Genomic DNA, 15,361 nt, shown 5'->3' on the forward strand with positions numbered 1-15,361 from the left:
TTTTTCTTTAGCCACGAGATAAAACCTCTAGTCAAAGCGCTGATTAAGCTTGTTTCTTGATGATGGCTTCGGCGATGTTCGACGGAGCTTCGGAGTACTTGGAGAACTCCATGGAGTAGCTTGCGCGACCCTGAGACATGGAGCGGACATCCGTAGCGTAGCCAAACATCTCGCCCAGCGGAACCTCGGCACGGATGACCTTGCCGGTCACGGTGTCTTCCATACCCTGGATCAGGCCACGACGACGATTCAGGTCGCCCATGACGTCGCCCATGTAGTCTTCCGGGGTCACGACCTCGACCTTCATGATCGGCTCGAGCAGCACGGCACCACCCTTCTGGGTGAGCTGCTTGGTCGCCATGGAGGCAGCGATCTTGAACGCCATCTCGTTGGAGTCGACGTCATGGTAGGAACCATCGAATACAGCGGCCTTCAGACCGAGCAGCGGATAGCCGGCAACGATACCGTTCTTCATCTGCTCTTCGATGCCCTTCTGGATCGCCGGGATGTATTCCTTCGGAATCACACCACCCACGACTTCGCTCACGAACTCCAGACCTTCCTGACCTTCGTCAGCCGGCGCGAAGCGGATCCAGCAATGACCGAACTGACCACGACCACCCGACTGACGAACGAACTTGCCTTCGATCTCGCAGGTGTTGCGGATGGTTTCGCGGTAGGCGACCTGAGGCTTACCAATGTTCGCTTCCACGCCGAATTCGCGCTTCATGCGGTCCACCAGGATGTCCAGGTGCAGCTCGCCCATGCCGGAGATGATGGTCTGACCGGACTCTTCGTCGGTCTTGACGCGGAACGAGGGATCTTCTTGAGCCAGCTTGCCCAGAGCGATACCCATCTTTTCCTGGTCGGCCTTGGTCTTCGGCTCGACGGCGACCGAAATCACCGGCTCCGGGAAGTCCATGCGCTCGAGGATGATCGGCTTCTCGATCGAGCACAGGGTGTCACCGGTGGTGACGTCCTTCATGCCGATGAGGGCAGCGATGTCGCCAGCGCGAACTTCCTTGATCTCTTCACGGGTGTTGGCGTGCATCTGCACCATACGGCCGACGCGTTCTTTCTTGCCTTTCACCGAGTTGATGACGGAGTCACCGGAGCTCAGGACGCCCGAATAAACGCGAGCGAAGGTCAGGGTACCGACGAAGGGGTCGGTCGCGATCTTGAACGCCAGAGCCGAGAAGGGCTCGTTGTCGTCTGCATGACGCTCGTCGGCGATTTCCTCGTTGTCCGGGTTGGTACCCTTGATCGCGGGAATCTCGATGGGCGCCGGCAGGAAGTCGATCACGGCGTCCAGAACCAGGGGCACACCCTTGTTCTTGAAGGACGAACCGCAGACGGCCGGGACGATTTCGCAGGCGATGGTACGCTGACGCAGGCCGGCCTTGATCTCGTCGATCGACAGCTCGCCGCCTTCCAGGTACTTGTTCATCAGCTCTTCGTTGGCTTCGGCCGCAGCCTCGACCATGTTGGAGCGCCACTGCTCGGCGTCAGCCAGCATGTCCGCAGGAATGTCTTCCTCGCGGTAGGTCATGCCCTGATCGTCGTCGTTCCAGAAGATGGCCTTCATCTTCAGCAGGTCGATCTGACCCTGGAAGTTGTCTTCCGAGCCGATTGCCAGCTGAACCGGGACCGGAGTGTGGCCCAGGCGCTTCTTGATCTGCTCGACAACGCGCAGGAAGTTGGCACCGGCACGGTCCATCTTGTTGACGTAGACGATACGCGGTACGCCGTACTTGTTGGCCTGACGCCATACGGTTTCGGACTGGGGCTCGACACCGGAGGTGCCGCAGAACACCACTACCGCACCATCCAGCACGCGCAGGGAACGCTCCACCTCAATGGTGAAGTCCACGTGGCCGGGGGTATCGATGATGTTCACGCGGTACTTGTCGTACTGCTTGGTCGAACCGGACCAGAACGCGGTGGTGGCAGCGGAGGTGATGGTGATACCACGCTCCTGCTCCTGCACCATCCAGTCCATGGTCGCAGCGCCGTCATGAACCTCACCCATTTTGTGGTTCACGCCGGTGTAGAACAGAATCCGCTCGGTAGTAGTCGTCTTACCTGCGTCCACGTGGGCGCAGATACCGATGTTCCGGTAGCGGTTAATAGCGGTTGTACGAGCCATAAGGTCCTCGCTTGATTGGAAGCGCTAGGCTTAGAAGCGGTAGTGCGAGAAGGCCTTGTTGGCTTCTGCCATGCGATGCACGTCTTCGCGCTTCTTGACTGCGGCACCCTTGCCTTCAAAAGCGTCCATGAGTTCACCCGCCAGGCGCAGAGCCATGGACTTTTCGCCGCGCTTGCGCGCGGAGTCCACCAGCCAGCGCATGGCCAGGGCATTACGACGGGAAGGACGAACCTCAACCGGCACCTGGTAGGTAGCACCGCCGACACGGCGGGACTTCACTTCGACCAGCGGAGCGATGGCGTCGAGCGCTTTTTCGAAAACTTCCAGGGGTTCGGCATTCTTGGAACGCTCTTTGACCTTGTCCAGAGCACCATAAACGATACGCTCGGCAACGGCTTTCTTGCCGCTCTCCATCACGTGGTTCATGAACTTGGCCAGGATCTGGCTTCCGTATTTCGGATCGTCAAGTATTTCGCGCTTGGCCGCTACACGACGTCTTGGCATTGATAAGCCCTCAAAACGGTCTTCAGGTTAGCTCGGGACACGCTGCCCGACCTTACTCTTATCGACTCGAACAAAAAGAAAGGTGATTACTTCGGACGCTTGGTGCCGTACTTGGAACGGCCCTGCTTGCGGTCCTTCACACCGGTGGTGTCCAGCGAGCCGCGCACGGTGTGATAACGCACACCCGGCAGATCCTTGACCCGGCCACCGCGGATCAGCACGACGCTGTGTTCCTGCAGGTTGTGACCTTCACCACCGATGTAGGAGGTGACTTCGAAGCCGTTGGTCAGACGCACACGGCAGACCTTCCGCAGTGCGGAGTTGGGCTTCTTGGGAGTGGTGGTGTACACGCGAGTGCACACGCCACGACGTTGCGGGCAGTTTTGCAGCGCAGGCACGTCGGATTTCTCGACGAGACGCTTGCGTGCACTACGCACCAGCTGGTTGATAGTTGCCATCTATAGCTCCACTGATTGTCTTGCGACATAAACGAAATGACAGAACGTTAGTCCTGCCCATTTTCGGGGAACGAAAGTCTAAAGAGCTTAGGCGCTCCAGTCAAGACAAAGCCCCCGGACGCCTGGGGCGCCGGGGGCTTTGTCAAGCTAGACCTGCTACCGAACTCAGCTGGCGCTAGAGTTCAGCGCTTCGGTCAGAGCGGCCTCGGCCTCGCTGGCGCTCACGCGCTGCGGCTTGCCGAGTTCGCGCTGACGCTTGCGCTCGCTGTGGTAGGCCAGACCGGTACCGGCCGGGATCAGACGACCCACCACCACGTTTTCCTTCAGGCCGCGCAGGAAGTCGCGCTTGCCAGTCACGGCAGCCTCGGTCAGGACACGGGTGGTCTCCTGGAACGAAGCAGCCGAGATGAAGGACTCGGTGGACAGCGAGGCCTTGGTGATACCCAGCAGAACACGCTCGTACTTGGCGACGAAACGATCATTGCCGACCAGCTGCTCGTTCTCTTCCAGGACGTGGGTCAGTTCGACCTGGTCGCCCTTGATGAAGCTCGAATCACCGGTATCGCTCACCTCGACCTTGCGCAGCATCTGCCGCAGGATGGTCTCGATGTGCTTGTCGTTGATCTTCACGCCCTGCAGGCGGTACACGTCCTGGATCTCGTTGACGATGTACTTGGCCAGCGCGCTGACACCCAGCAGGCGCAGGATGTCGTGCGGGTTGCTCGGACCATCGGAGATGACTTCGCCGCGGCTTACCTGCTCGCCTTCGAAGACGTTCAGGTGGCGCCACTTCGGAATCAGCTCCTCATAGGGATCGGTGCCGTCGGTCGGCGTAATGACCAGGCGACGCTTGCCCTTGGTTTCCTTGCCGAAGGAGATGGTACCGCTGATCTCGGCCAGGATTGCCGGCTCCTTGGGACGACGCGCCTCGAAGAGATCGGCCACGCGGGGCAGACCACCGGTGATGTCGCGGGTCTTGGAGGTTTCCTGGGGGATACGTGCGATGACGTCACCCACATGCACCTTGGCACCGTCACTCAGGTTGACCAGCGCGTTCGGCGGCAGGAAGTACTGGGCCGGTACGTCGGTACCCGGCAGCAGCAGGTCCTTGCCATTGGCGTCGATCAGCTTGACCGCCGGACGGATGTCCTTGCCGGAAGTCGGGCGATCCTTGGCGTCGAGCACCTCGATGTTGGTCAGACCGGTCAGTTCGTCGGTCTGGCGCTTGATGGTGATGCCCTCCTCCATACCGACGAAGGCCACGGTACCGTCCATCTCGGTGACGATGGGGTGGGTGTGCGGGTCCCACTTGGCGACGATAGCGCCAGCGTCGACCTTGTCGCCTTCCTTGACCGAAATCACGGCACCGTAGGGCAGCTTGTAGCGCTCGCGCTCACGACCGAATTCATCGGCAATGGCCAGCTCGCCGGAACGGGATACGGCAACCAGGGCGCCATCGGCACGTTCGACGTGCTTCAGGTTGTGCAGGCGGATGGCACCGCCGTTCTTGACCTGGACGCTGTCTGCCGCAGAGGTCCGGCTGGCCGCACCACCGATGTGGAAGGTACGCATGGTCAGCTGGGTACCCGGCTCACCGATGGACTGGGCGGCGATGACGCCGACCGCTTCACCAATGTTGACCTGGTGACCGCGAGCCAGATCGCGACCGTAGCACTTGGCGCAGATGCCATGACGGGTTTCGCAGGTGATCGGCGAACGCACCACGACTTCGTCGACGCTATTGAGCTCGAGGAACTCGACCCAGCGCTCGTCGACCAGGGTGCCTGCAGGCACGATGATCTCTTCGGTACCCGGCTTGGGCACGTCACGGGCGATGACTCGACCCAGAACGCGCTCACCCAGGGGCTCGACCACGTCACCGCCTTCGATGTGCGGAGTCATGATCAGGCCACGCTCGGTACCGCAATCGACCTCGGTCACTACCAGATCCTGGGCCACGTCGACGAGACGACGGGTCAGGTAACCGGAGTTCGCGGTCTTCAGTGCGGTATCCGCCAGACCCTTACGGGCGCCGTGGGTGGAGATGAAGTACTGGAGTACGTTCAGGCCTTCACGGAAGTTGGCGGTGATGGGCGTTTCGATGATGGAGCCGTCCGGCTTGGCCATCAGGCCACGCATGCCGGCGAGCTGACGAATCTGGGCCGCGGAACCCCGGGCGCCGGAATCGGCCATCATGTACATGGAGTTGAAGGACTCCTGGTCGACTTCCTTGCCCTCGCGGTCGATGACCTTCTCTTTCGAGAGGTTGGTCATCATCGCCTTGGACACTTCGTCGTTGGCCTTCGACCAGAGGTCGATCACCTTGTTGTACTTCTCGCCCTGAGTCACCAGGCCGGAGGCGTACTGGCTCTCGATCTCCTTCACTTCGGCGGTGGCGGCATCGATGATGCGAGCCTTCTCGTCCGGAATGACGAAGTCATTGACGCCGATGGAGACGCCAGACAGGGTCGAATAGGCGAAACCGGTGTACATCAGCTGGTCGGCGAAGATGACGGTATCCTTCAGACCCACCACGCGGTAGCAGTGGTTGATCAGCTTGGAGATGGCCTTCTTCTTCATCGACTGGTTGACCACGTCGTACGGCAGACCGGCGGGCACGACCTGGAACAGCAGCGCACGGCCGACGGTGGTGTCGACGATGCGGGTGTTCTTGGTCAGGCTGCCGTCCTTGTGACGGATGGTCTCGTTGATGCGCACCTTGACCTTGGCATGCAGTGCGGCTTCGCCGGCACGGAAGACGCGATCGACTTCCTGCAGGTCGGCGAACACGCGGCCCTCGCCCTTGGCGTTGATGGCTTCGCGGGTCATGTAGTACAGACCTAGAACCACGTCCTGCGACGGCACGATGATCGGCTCGCCGTTGGCGGGCGACAGGATGTTGTTGGTCGACATCATCAGGGCGCGCGCTTCCAGCTGGGCTTCCAGCGTCAGCGGCACGTGCACGGCCATCTGGTCACCGTCGAAGTCGGCGTTGTACGCGGCGCAGACCAGCGGGTGCAGCTGGATGGCCTTGCCTTCGATGAGGACCGGCTCGAACGCCTGGATACCCAGACGGTGCAGGGTCGGGGCGCGGTTGAGCAGCACGGGGTGTTCGCGGATGACTTCGGCGAGAACGTCCCAGACCTCGGGCAGCTCGCGCTCGACCATCTTCTTGGCGGCCTTGATGGTGGTCGCCATGCCACGGGCTTCCAGCTTGCCGAAGATGAAAGGCTTGAACAGCTCCAGGGCCATCTTCTTGGGCAGGCCGCACTGGTGCAGACGCAGGGTCGGACCCACGGTGATCACGGAACGACCGGAGTAGTCGACGCGCTTGCCCAGCAGGTTCTGACGGAAACGACCCTGCTTGCCCTTGATCATGTCGGCCAGGGACTTCAGCGGGCGCTTGTTGGAACCGGTGATGGCGCGACCGCGACGGCCGTTATCCAGCAGGGCGTCGACGGCTTCCTGCAGCATGCGCTTCTCGTTGCGCACGATGATGTCGGGCGCGGCGAGGTCGAGCAGCCGCTTGAGGCGGTTGTTCCGGTTGATGACGCGACGATAGAGGTCGTTCAGGTCGGAGGTCGCGAAGCGGCCGCCATCCAGCGGCACCAGCGGACGCAGATCCGGCGGCAGCACGGGCAGCACGGTCATGACCATCCACTCCGGCTTGTTGCCGGAGCCCTGGAAGGCTTCCATCAGCTTCAGGCGCTTGGACAGCTTCTTGATCTTGGTCTCGGAATTGGTCTGCGGAATCTCTTCGCGCAGGCGGCCGATCTCGTGCTCCAGATCAATGGCGCCGAGCAGCTGGAATACGGCTTCCGCACCCATGCGGGCGTCGAAGTCGTCACCGAATTCTTCCAGGGCCTCGAAGTACTGCTCGTCGTTGAGCAGCTGATACTTCTCGAGGGTGGTCATGCCCGGATCGATCACCACGTAGCTCTCGAAATAGAGCACGCGCTCGATGTCACGCAGGGTCATGTCCAGCAGCAGGCCGATACGGGACGGCAGCGACTTCAGGAACCAGATGTGGGCAACGGGCGAAGCCAGCTCGATGTGGCCCATGCGCTCGCGGCGCACCTTGGCCAGGGCGACTTCCACGCCGCACTTCTCGCAGATCACGCCGCGATGCTTGAGACGCTTGTACTTTCCGCACAGGCACTCGTAGTCCTTGACCGGGCCAAAGATCTTGGCGCAGAACAGACCGTCGCGCTCCGGCTTGAAGGTACGGTAGTTGATGGTCTCCGGCTTCTTAACTTCACCGAACGACCAGGAGCGAATCATCTCGGGCGAGGCCAGACCGATACGGATGGCATCGAACTCCTCGAGTTGACCCTGGTTTTTCAACAGATTGAGCAAGTCTTTCAAGGCCTTTCCTCCTCACGGACCGGATGCGGCCGCCGCGCGGCCGCATCCTCTAGGGTCTCGTGTTATTCGGTTTCCAGTTCGATATCGATGCCGAGCGAGCGGATTTCCTTGATCAACACGTTGAAGGACTCGGGCATGCCGGCCTCCATGCGGTGATCCCCGTCCACGATGTTCTTGTACATCTTGGTCCGGCCGTTCACATCGTCCGACTTCACCGTGAGCATTTCCTGCAGGGTGTAAGCCGCGCCATAGGCCTCCAGTGCCCAGACCTCCATCTCCCCGAAACGCTGACCACCGAACTGCGCCTTACCACCCAGCGGCTGCTGGGTAACCAGGCTGTAGGAACCAGTGGAACGGGCGTGCATCTTGTCGTCCACCAGGTGGTTCAGCTTGAGCATGTACATGTAGCCAACGGTGGTGGTGCGCTCGAAGGCGTTGCCAGTGCGGCCATCGTACAGGCGCATCTGACCGCTCTCGGGCAGATCGGCCAGCTTCAGCATAGCCTTGATCTCGCGCTCCTTGGCACCGTCGAATACCGGCGTGGCCATGGGAACACCGCCACGCAGGTTCTTAGCCAGGTCGAGGATTTCCTGGTCGCTCAGGTCGTCCAGCTTCTCCTGGCGGCCACCGATCTCGTTATAGATCTCGTGCAGGAAGCCACGCAGTTCGGCGACCTTGCGCTGCTCTTCGAGCATCAGGTTGATCTTCTCGCCCAGGCCCTTGGCCGCGAGGCCCAGGTGGGTTTCAAGGATCTGACCGACGTTCATCCGCGAGGGTACGCCCAGCGGGTTGAGCACGATGTCCACCGGTGTGCCGTTGGCGTCGTAGGGCATGTCTTCGACCGGCATGATCACCGAGACCACACCCTTGTTACCGTGACGACCGGCCATCTTGTCGCCCGGCTGGATGCGGCGCTTGATGGCGAGGTAGACCTTGACGATCTTCAGTACGCCCGGTGCCAGGTCATCGCCCTGCTGCAGCTTGCGCTTCTTGTCTTCGAACTTGTCGTCCAGCAGCTGGCGACGGTCGGACAGGTAGGCCTGGGCCTTTTCCAGCTGCTCGTTGTGAGCATCTTCCGCCATGCGCAGCTTGAACCACTGACCGCGCTCGAGGCCATTCAGGTACTCGTCGGTGATGACGGCACCCTTCTTGACTGCCGGACCGCCCTCGGCGACTTGACCCACCAAGGCCTGACGCAGACGCTCGAAGGTCGCGCCTTCGACGATGCGGAACTCTTCGTTCAGATCCTTACGGATCTCGTCGAGCTGGGACTTCTCGATGGCCAGGGCGCGGGAGTCACGCTCGACGCCGTCACGGGTGAAGACCTGGACGTCGATGACGGTACCCTTGGTGCCGGTGGGCACGCGCAGGGAGGTGTCCTTAACGTCGCTGGCCTTCTCACCGAAGATGGCGCGCAGCAGCTTCTCTTCCGGGGTCAGCTGGGTTTCGCCCTTGGGCGTGACCTTGCCGACCAGGATGTCACCGGCACCGACCTCGGCACCGACATAGACGATACCCGCCTCGTCCAGCTTGTTCAGCGCAGCCTCACCCACGTTCGGGATGTCGGAGGTGATCTCCTCCGGGCCGAGCTTGGTGTCACGGGCCACACAGGTCAGTTCCTGGATGTGGATGGTGGTGAAGCGGTCTTCCTGAACCACGCGCTCCGACAGACAGATGGAGTCTTCGAAGTTGAAGCCGTTCCAGGGCATGAAGGCCACGCGCATGTTCTGACCCAGTGCCAGCTCGCCCATGTCGGTCGAGGGGCCATCGGCCAGGATGTCGAACTTGGCCACCTGATCACCCTTGCTCACCAGCGGACGCTGGTTGATGCAGGTGTTCTGATTGGAACGGGTGTACTTGGTCAGGTTGTAGATGTCGACGCCGGCTTCACCGGTCTCGACTTCGTCATCGTTGACACGCACCACGATACGGCTGGCATCGACGGAGTCGATCACACCGCCACGGCGAGCCACGACGCAGACGCCGGAGTCACGGGCGACGTTGCGCTCCATGCCGGTACCTACCAGCGGCTTGTCCGAACGCAGGGTCGGCACGGCCTGACGCTGCATGTTGGAACCCATCAGCGCGCGGTTGGCGTCGTCGTGCTCGAGGAACGGAATCAGCGAGGCAGCGACGGAAACGACCTGCTTGGGCGAAACGTCCATCAGGGTGACGTCTTCGGGCGCCTTCACGGTGAATTCGTTCAGGTGACGCACGGCCACCAGCTCGTCGATCAGCCGGTTGTTCTCGTCCAGCCCTGCGGAGGCCTGGGCGATCACGTGGTTGGCTTCTTCGATGGCCGACAGGAAAACGATCTCGTCGGTGGCCACGCCGTCCTTGACCATGCGATACGGGCTTTCGAGGAAGCCGTACTGGTTGGTGCGAGCATAGGCAGCCAGGGAGTTGATCAGGCCGATGTTCGGGCCTTCCGGCGTTTCGATCGGGCAGACCCGGCCGTAGTGCGTCGGGTGTACGTCACGAACTTCGAAACCGGCGCGCTCACGGGTCAGACCGCCCGGGCCGAGTGCGGAGACACGACGCTTGTGGGTGATCTCCGACAGCGGGTTGTTCTGGTCCATGAACTGGGACAGCTGGCTGGAGCCGAAGAATTCCTTGATCGCGGCAGCCACCGGCTTGGCGTTGATCAGATCCTGCGGCATCAGGCCTTCGCTTTCGGCCATGGACAGGCGTTCCTTGACGGCACGCTCTACCCGCACCAGGCCCACGCGGAACTGGTTCTCGGCCATTTCACCGACGCAACGGACACGGCGGTTACCCAGGTGGTCGATGTCGTCGACGATGCCCTTGCCGTTACGGATGTCGACCAGGGTCTTGAGCACGTCGACGATGTCTTCGCGGCTGAGGACACCCGAGCCTTCGATGGCGTCGCGACCGATACGGCGGTTGAACTTCATGCGGCCGACGGCGGACAGGTCGTAACGCTCGGCGCTGAAGAACAGGTTGTTGAACAGGGTCTCGGCAGCTTCCTTGGTCGGCGGCTCGCCAGGACGCATCATCCGGTAGATCTCGACCAGGGCTTCCAGCTGGTTGCCGGTGGAGTCGATCTTCAGGGTATCGGAGATGAAGGGACCACAGTCGATGTCGTTGGTGTACAGCGTCTCGAACCGCACGACATTGGCCTTGGCCATCTTGGCCAGAATGTCCAGGGTCAGTTCGGTGTTGCACTCGGCGATGATCTCGCCAGTGGACGGATGCACGACGGCCTTGGCGGTGGTACGGCCAATGACGTAATCGAAGGGTACTTCCAGCTCGCTCAGACCGGACTTTTCCAGCTGATTGATGTGGCGAGCGGTCACACGGCGGCCCTGCTCCACGATCACCTTGCCGCTGCCATCCTTGATGTCGAAGCTGGCAATGTCGCCGCGCAGACGCTGGGGTACCAGCTCGAACGTCAGCATTTCACCTTTGATATGGAAGGTGTTGGTGTCATAGAACGCATCCAGCACCTCTTCGGTGCTGTAGCCGAGCGCGCGCAGCAGTACCGAGGCCGGCAGCTTGCGGCGACGGTCGATACGGACGAACACAGCGTCTTTGGGATCGAACTCGAAGTCCAGCCAGGAGCCGCGGTAGGGGATGATGCGTGCCGAGTACAGCAGCTTGCCCGAGCTGTGCGTCTTGCCGCGGTCGTGATCGAAGAACACGCCCGGGCTGCGGTGCAGCTGGGACACGATGACACGCTCGGTACCATTGATGATGAAGGTACCGTTCTCGGTCATCAGGGGGATTTCCCCCATGTAGACTTCCTGCTCCTTGATGTCCTTGATCGCCTTGTTCGACGACTCACGGTCGAAAATGATCAGGCGAACCTTGACTCGCAGCGGGACGGCGAAGGTCACGCCGCGCAGGACGCATTCCTTCACATCGAAAGCCGGCTCGCCCAGGCGATAGCCGACGTATTCCAGGGCCGCATTGCCGGAATAGCTGATAATCGGGAAAACGGACTTGAAGGCCGCATGCAGGCCGATATCGCGGAACTGGTCTTTGCCTGCGCCCGCCTGCAGGAATTCGCGGTACGAATCCAGTTGGATAGCCAGCAAATAAGGCACGTCCATGACGTGCGGCAACTTGCTAAAGTCCTTGCGGATACGTTTTTTCTCAGTGTATGAGTAAGCCATCAGCGTTCCCCAGCTTGGTCACCAGCTTGTTTGGCCTCTCCGACGGGAGCAGCCGGAAAATCGTGCAAACCCTTTGGTTTGCCGCACCCCGAGAGCGAGGTGGATAAAGCGCATCTTGTCAGGCGGATATGCTCGCTCTGTACAAAACGGCAAAAGGCCGGTGGCGTTCGCCACCAGCCATCAGCCGAACGTGAAACGTTGCGGCTGTAGACGCAAGAACCGAACTTACTTGAGCTCGACCTTGGCGCCTGCTTCTTCCAGAGCCTTCTTGGCAGCTTCGCCTTCCTCTTTGGAGACGCCTTCCTTGACCACGCCCGGGGCGCCGTCAACGACAGCCTTGGCTTCTTTCAGGCCCAGGCCGGTCAGTTCACGAACGACCTTGATGACGTTCACTTTCTTGTCGCCGGTCTCGGTCAACATGATGGTGAATTCGGTCTGCTCTTCGACGACGGCAGCGGCAGCAGCCGGGCCAGCAGCGGCGGCGGCAGCAGCGGTCACGCCGAACTTCTCTTCCATCGCCTTGATCAGTTCCACCACTTGCATGACGGACATTTCGGATACGGCGTTGATGATGTCTTCGTTGGTCAGAGCCATGACTCTAGATTCCTATAACAGGGTGCGGCTTCAGGCCGCAAATAATAAGAAAGACTTGCAGGAAACGCAGCACGCACGATTAGGCGGCGGCAGCTTCCTTTTGGTCGCGAATGGCGGCGAGGGTACGAGCCAGCTTGCTGGTAGCGCCCTGGATGACACTCATCAGCTGGGACACAGCTTCGTCGTAGGTCGGCAGGGTTGCCAGTACGTCGATCTGGTTAGCCGGGATGAGCTTGCCTTCGAACGCGGCGGCCTTGATCTCGAACTTGTCCTGACCCTTGGCGAAATCCTTGAAGATACGGGCGGCGGCGCCCGGATGCTCCTTGGAGAACGCGATCAGGGTCGGGCCCTTGAAGGTGTCGTTGAGAACGTCGAAAGACGTGCCTTCAACGGCACGACGCAGCAGGGTGTTACGTACGACACGTACATAGACACCAGCCGCGCGGGCCTCTTTACGGAGTCCGGTCATGGCACCCACAGTCACGCCACGGGCATCGGCCACGACAGCGGACAGGGCACCTTGGGCAGCCTCGTTGACTTCAGCGACGATAGCCTTCTTGTCTTCGAGTTTGATTGCCACGGGTTTAACTCCTGGATGTTACCGTTTCGCCCGATGGACTGGGCGGCGTTTTGGTGTCTGACTCGGTAACCGAATCGGGAGCACCATCTGCGTAGGCTGGGGTTTCCCCGGTTTAAGACTTGCGTCCCCTACGGTCTTGGACAGCCCCCGCCAGGCAGGGACCCCAATCTTGACGCCGCGCCCGAAGGCACAGCGACTTGTATCTTGCTTAGGCTTCCAGGGAAGCCTGATCGATCTGCAGACCCGGGCCCATGGTGGAGCTCAGGGTGATGCGCTTGACGTAGATGCCCTTGGAGGTCGAGGGCTTCAGGCGCTTCAGGTCGGCCAGCAGAGCTTCAACGTTCTGCTTCAGCTTCACGGGCTCGAAATCGATCTTGCCAACGGAAGCGTGGATGATGCCGTTCTTGTCGGTACGGAAACGCACCTGACCAGCCTTGGCATTCTTGACGGCGGTAGCGACGTCCGGGGTCACGGTGCCAACCTTGGGGTTGGGCATCAGACCGCGCGGGCCGAGCAGCTGACCCAACTGACCGACAACGCGCATGGCGTCCGGCGAGGCGATGACCACGTCGTAGTTCAGGTCGCCGCCCTTCATCTCGGCAGCCAGGTCGTCCATGCCGACTCTTTCAGCACCGGCAGCCAGCGCGGCTTCGGCGTTGGCACCCTGGGTGAACACGGCAACGCGAACCGACTTGCCAGTGCCATTGGGCAACACGGTGGCGCCACGAACGACCTGGTCGGATTTACGCGGATCCACACCCAGGTTCACGGAGACGTCGATGGACTCCTTGAACTTGATGGTGGACAGCTCGGCCAGCAGGGCCGCAGCTTCTTCGAAGCCGTACTGCTTGCCGGCCTGGATTTTTTCGGCGATAGCCTTTTGACGCTTAGTGAGCTTGGCCATTACACGCCCTCCACATTCAGACCCATGCTACGAGCGGAACCGGCGATGGTGCGCACAGCGGCGTCCATATCGGCGGCGGTGAGATCGGCATTCTTGGTCTTGGCGATCTCTTCCAGCTGGGCACGGGTGACGGTACCAACCTTCTGGCTGTTGGGACGAGCGGAACCGCTCTGGATGCCAGCAGCCTTCTTGAGCAGCACGGATGCCGGGGTGCTCTTGATTTCGAAGGTGAAGCTACGGTCGCTGTACACGGTGATGATCACCGGAGTGGGCAGACCGGGCTCCATGCCCTGGGTGCGGGCGTTGAACGCCTTGCAGAATTCCATGATATTGACGCCGTGCTGACCCAACGCCGGGCCGACTGGCGGGCTCGGGTTGGCTTGGGCGGCCTTAACCTGCAGCTTGATGTAAGCCTGAATCTTCTTAGCCATGTGCTACTCCAATGATGGGTTCAACGCCCCGTGGGGCTCCCCAATTACTTGCTATATCCCAGTGACGACAAAACCCCGCAGCCTGGGCTACGGGGTGAGGGATGTGGACAACCTAGACCTTTTCGACCTGGCTGAACTCGAGCTCCACGGGGGTCGACCGACCAAAGATCAGTACCGCCACATGGATGCGGCTCTTTTCGTAATTCACTTCTTCGACGACACCATTGAAGTCGGCGAACGGACCGTCTACGACTCGAACCGTCTCACCCGCCTCGAACAAGGTCTTCGGCTTGGGCTTGTCGCTGCTATCGGAGACACGACGCAGAATCGCATCCGCCTCACGATCGGTGATGGGTGCCGGCTTGTCGGCGGTACCGCCGATGAAGCCCATGACGCGAGGGGTATCCTTGACCAAGTGCCAAGTCCCTTCGTTCATCTCCATCTGCACCAGGACATAGCCCGGGAAAAACTTGCGCTCGCTTTTACGCTTCTGGCCATTGCGCATTTCCACCACTTCTTCGGTGGGCACCAGAATGTCGCCGAACTGGTCTTCCATTTCGTGCAGCTTGACGCGCTCGATCAACGAACGCATGACATGCTTCTCGTAACCCGAGTAGGCATGCACGACGTACCAACGCTTAGCCACGGCGAACCCTTTCAACCAACAATCGTGGAAACTAGCCAACCGAGCAGGGAGTCGAGCCCCCACAACAACAAAGCCATCACGAGCACCACGGCGACCACGATCAGCGTGGTCTGGGTGGTCTCTTGCCGAGTAGGCCAGACAACCTTGCGAATCTCGGTACGGGCGTCTTTCAGCAAACCGAAGAAGGCTTGCCCTTTGGCGGTCTGCAGGGCAACAAAGGCAGCGATAGCTGCCAGCACCAACAGACCTACCACTCGATACAGGATGGACTGAGCAGCGAAGTAATGATTGGCAACAACACCGATCACCACCAGAACGACAACCACCAGCCACTTCAGCGCATCGAAGCGCGACTCTTTGGCTTCCGCCTTGATGCTCATTGCATGAATCCTGTAAGGAGTGCCAGATATAAATCTGGCAGGCCAGGAGGGAATCGAACCCCCAACCTGCGGTTTTGGAGACCGCCGCTCTGCCAATTGAGCTACTGGCCTGTAACTTGAATCAGGCCGACCATTATGCCGGCCTAACAGCCCAAGATCAATCGATTACTCGATGATCTTGGCAACCACGCCGGCGCCGACGGTACGACCGCCTTCA

The 15,361-nt window shown here is 60.7% G+C and carries 11 protein-coding genes and 1 tRNA gene; all 12 read right to left on the reverse strand.

Translation table 11 applies throughout. The features are described 5' to 3' along the window. Nucleotides 1-43 precede the first annotated feature (43 nt). The gene (fusA, locus tag ACUCV0_RS23480) at nt 44-2,146 is read right to left on the reverse strand and encodes an elongation factor G (protein ID WP_059316464.1); all 2,103 of its coding nucleotides are present in this window, start codon (nt 2,144-2,146) and stop codon (nt 44-46) included. Between the two features lie 30 nt (nt 2,147-2,176). Then, entirely contained in the window at nt 2,177-2,650 is a 474-nt protein-coding gene (rpsG, locus tag ACUCV0_RS23485) for a 30S ribosomal protein S7 (RefSeq protein ID WP_007163088.1), read from the reverse strand. Between the two features lie 86 nt (nt 2,651-2,736). Further along, the gene (gene rpsL / locus ACUCV0_RS23490) at nt 2,737-3,108 is read right to left on the reverse strand and encodes a 30S ribosomal protein S12 (RefSeq protein ID WP_058765563.1); all 372 of its coding nucleotides are present in this window, start codon (nt 3,106-3,108) and stop codon (nt 2,737-2,739) included. Between the two features lie 165 nt (nt 3,109-3,273). Beyond that, the gene (gene rpoC, locus ACUCV0_RS23495; RefSeq protein ID WP_007163090.1) at nt 3,274-7,473 is read right to left on the reverse strand and encodes a DNA-directed RNA polymerase subunit beta'; all 4,200 of its coding nucleotides are present in this window, start codon (nt 7,471-7,473) and stop codon (nt 3,274-3,276) included. Between the two features lie 62 nt (nt 7,474-7,535). After that, nucleotides 7,536-11,609, reverse strand: a complete 4,074-nt coding sequence (gene rpoB / locus ACUCV0_RS23500) for a DNA-directed RNA polymerase subunit beta (RefSeq protein WP_059316465.1) — start codon at nt 11,607-11,609, stop codon at nt 7,536-7,538. 225 nt (nt 11,610-11,834) lie between these two features. Next, complete coding sequence (gene rplL, locus ACUCV0_RS23505; RefSeq protein ID WP_059316466.1) at nt 11,835-12,203, reverse strand: 50S ribosomal protein L7/L12; 369 nt, start codon at nt 12,201-12,203, stop codon at nt 11,835-11,837. A 79-nt stretch (nt 12,204-12,282) separates the two neighbouring features. After that, nucleotides 12,283-12,783, reverse strand: a complete 501-nt coding sequence (gene rplJ / locus ACUCV0_RS23510) for a 50S ribosomal protein L10 (protein WP_059316467.1) — start codon at nt 12,781-12,783, stop codon at nt 12,283-12,285. Between the two features lie 208 nt (nt 12,784-12,991). Next, on the reverse strand, nt 12,992-13,687 hold the full coding sequence (gene rplA / locus ACUCV0_RS23515; protein ID WP_017641867.1) for a 50S ribosomal protein L1: 696 nt from the start codon (nt 13,685-13,687) through the stop codon (nt 12,992-12,994). Next, nucleotides 13,687-14,118: a 50S ribosomal protein L11 gene (gene rplK, locus ACUCV0_RS23520; RefSeq protein ID WP_007163095.1), complete on the reverse strand. Its 432-nt coding sequence runs from the start codon at nt 14,116-14,118 to the stop codon at nt 13,687-13,689. The genes rplA and rplK overlap by 1 nt, the downstream gene beginning before the upstream one ends. 112 nt (nt 14,119-14,230) lie before the next feature. Beyond that, a complete protein-coding gene (nusG, locus tag ACUCV0_RS23525; protein ID WP_007163096.1) occupies nt 14,231-14,764 on the reverse strand; it encodes a transcription termination/antitermination protein NusG in 534 nt (177 codons plus the stop codon). 11 nt (nt 14,765-14,775) lie between these two features. Then, nucleotides 14,776-15,144 carry a preprotein translocase subunit SecE gene (gene secE / locus ACUCV0_RS23530; RefSeq protein WP_059316468.1) on the reverse strand — a complete coding sequence of 123 codons (369 nt, stop codon included), beginning with the start codon at nt 15,142-15,144 and terminating at the stop codon, nt 14,776-14,778. A 35-nt stretch (nt 15,145-15,179) separates the two neighbouring features. Next, nucleotides 15,180-15,255 (reverse strand) — tRNA-Trp (locus ACUCV0_RS23535). Nucleotides 15,256-15,361: the final 106 nt, after the last annotated feature.

The sequence above is a fragment of the Pseudomonas sp. VMV1 genome, assembly GCF_056790235.1.

Bases quoted from the DNA above. Each gene is read 5' to 3' on its own strand.
- rpoB (WP_059316465.1), bottom strand. From the start codon at position 11,609: ATGGCTTACTCATACACTGAGAAAAAACGTATCCGCAAGGACTTTAGC.
- rpsG (WP_007163088.1), bottom strand. From the start codon at position 2,650: ATGCCAAGACGTCGTGTAGCGGCCAAGCGCGAAATACTTGACGATCCG.
- secE (WP_059316468.1), bottom strand. From the start codon at position 15,144: ATGAGCATCAAGGCGGAAGCCAAAGAGTCGCGCTTCGATGCGCTGAAG.
- fusA (WP_059316464.1), bottom strand. From the start codon at position 2,146: ATGGCTCGTACAACCGCTATTAACCGCTACCGGAACATCGGTATCTGC.
- rpsL (WP_058765563.1), bottom strand. From the start codon at position 3,108: ATGGCAACTATCAACCAGCTGGTGCGTAGTGCACGCAAGCGTCTCGTC.
- rplA (WP_017641867.1), bottom strand. From the start codon at position 13,687: ATGGCCAAGCTCACTAAGCGTCAAAAGGCTATCGCCGAAAAAATCCAG.
- rplK (WP_007163095.1), bottom strand. From the start codon at position 14,118: ATGGCTAAGAAGATTCAGGCTTACATCAAGCTGCAGGTTAAGGCCGCC.
- rplL (WP_059316466.1), bottom strand. From the start codon at position 12,203: ATGGCTCTGACCAACGAAGACATCATCAACGCCGTATCCGAAATGTCC.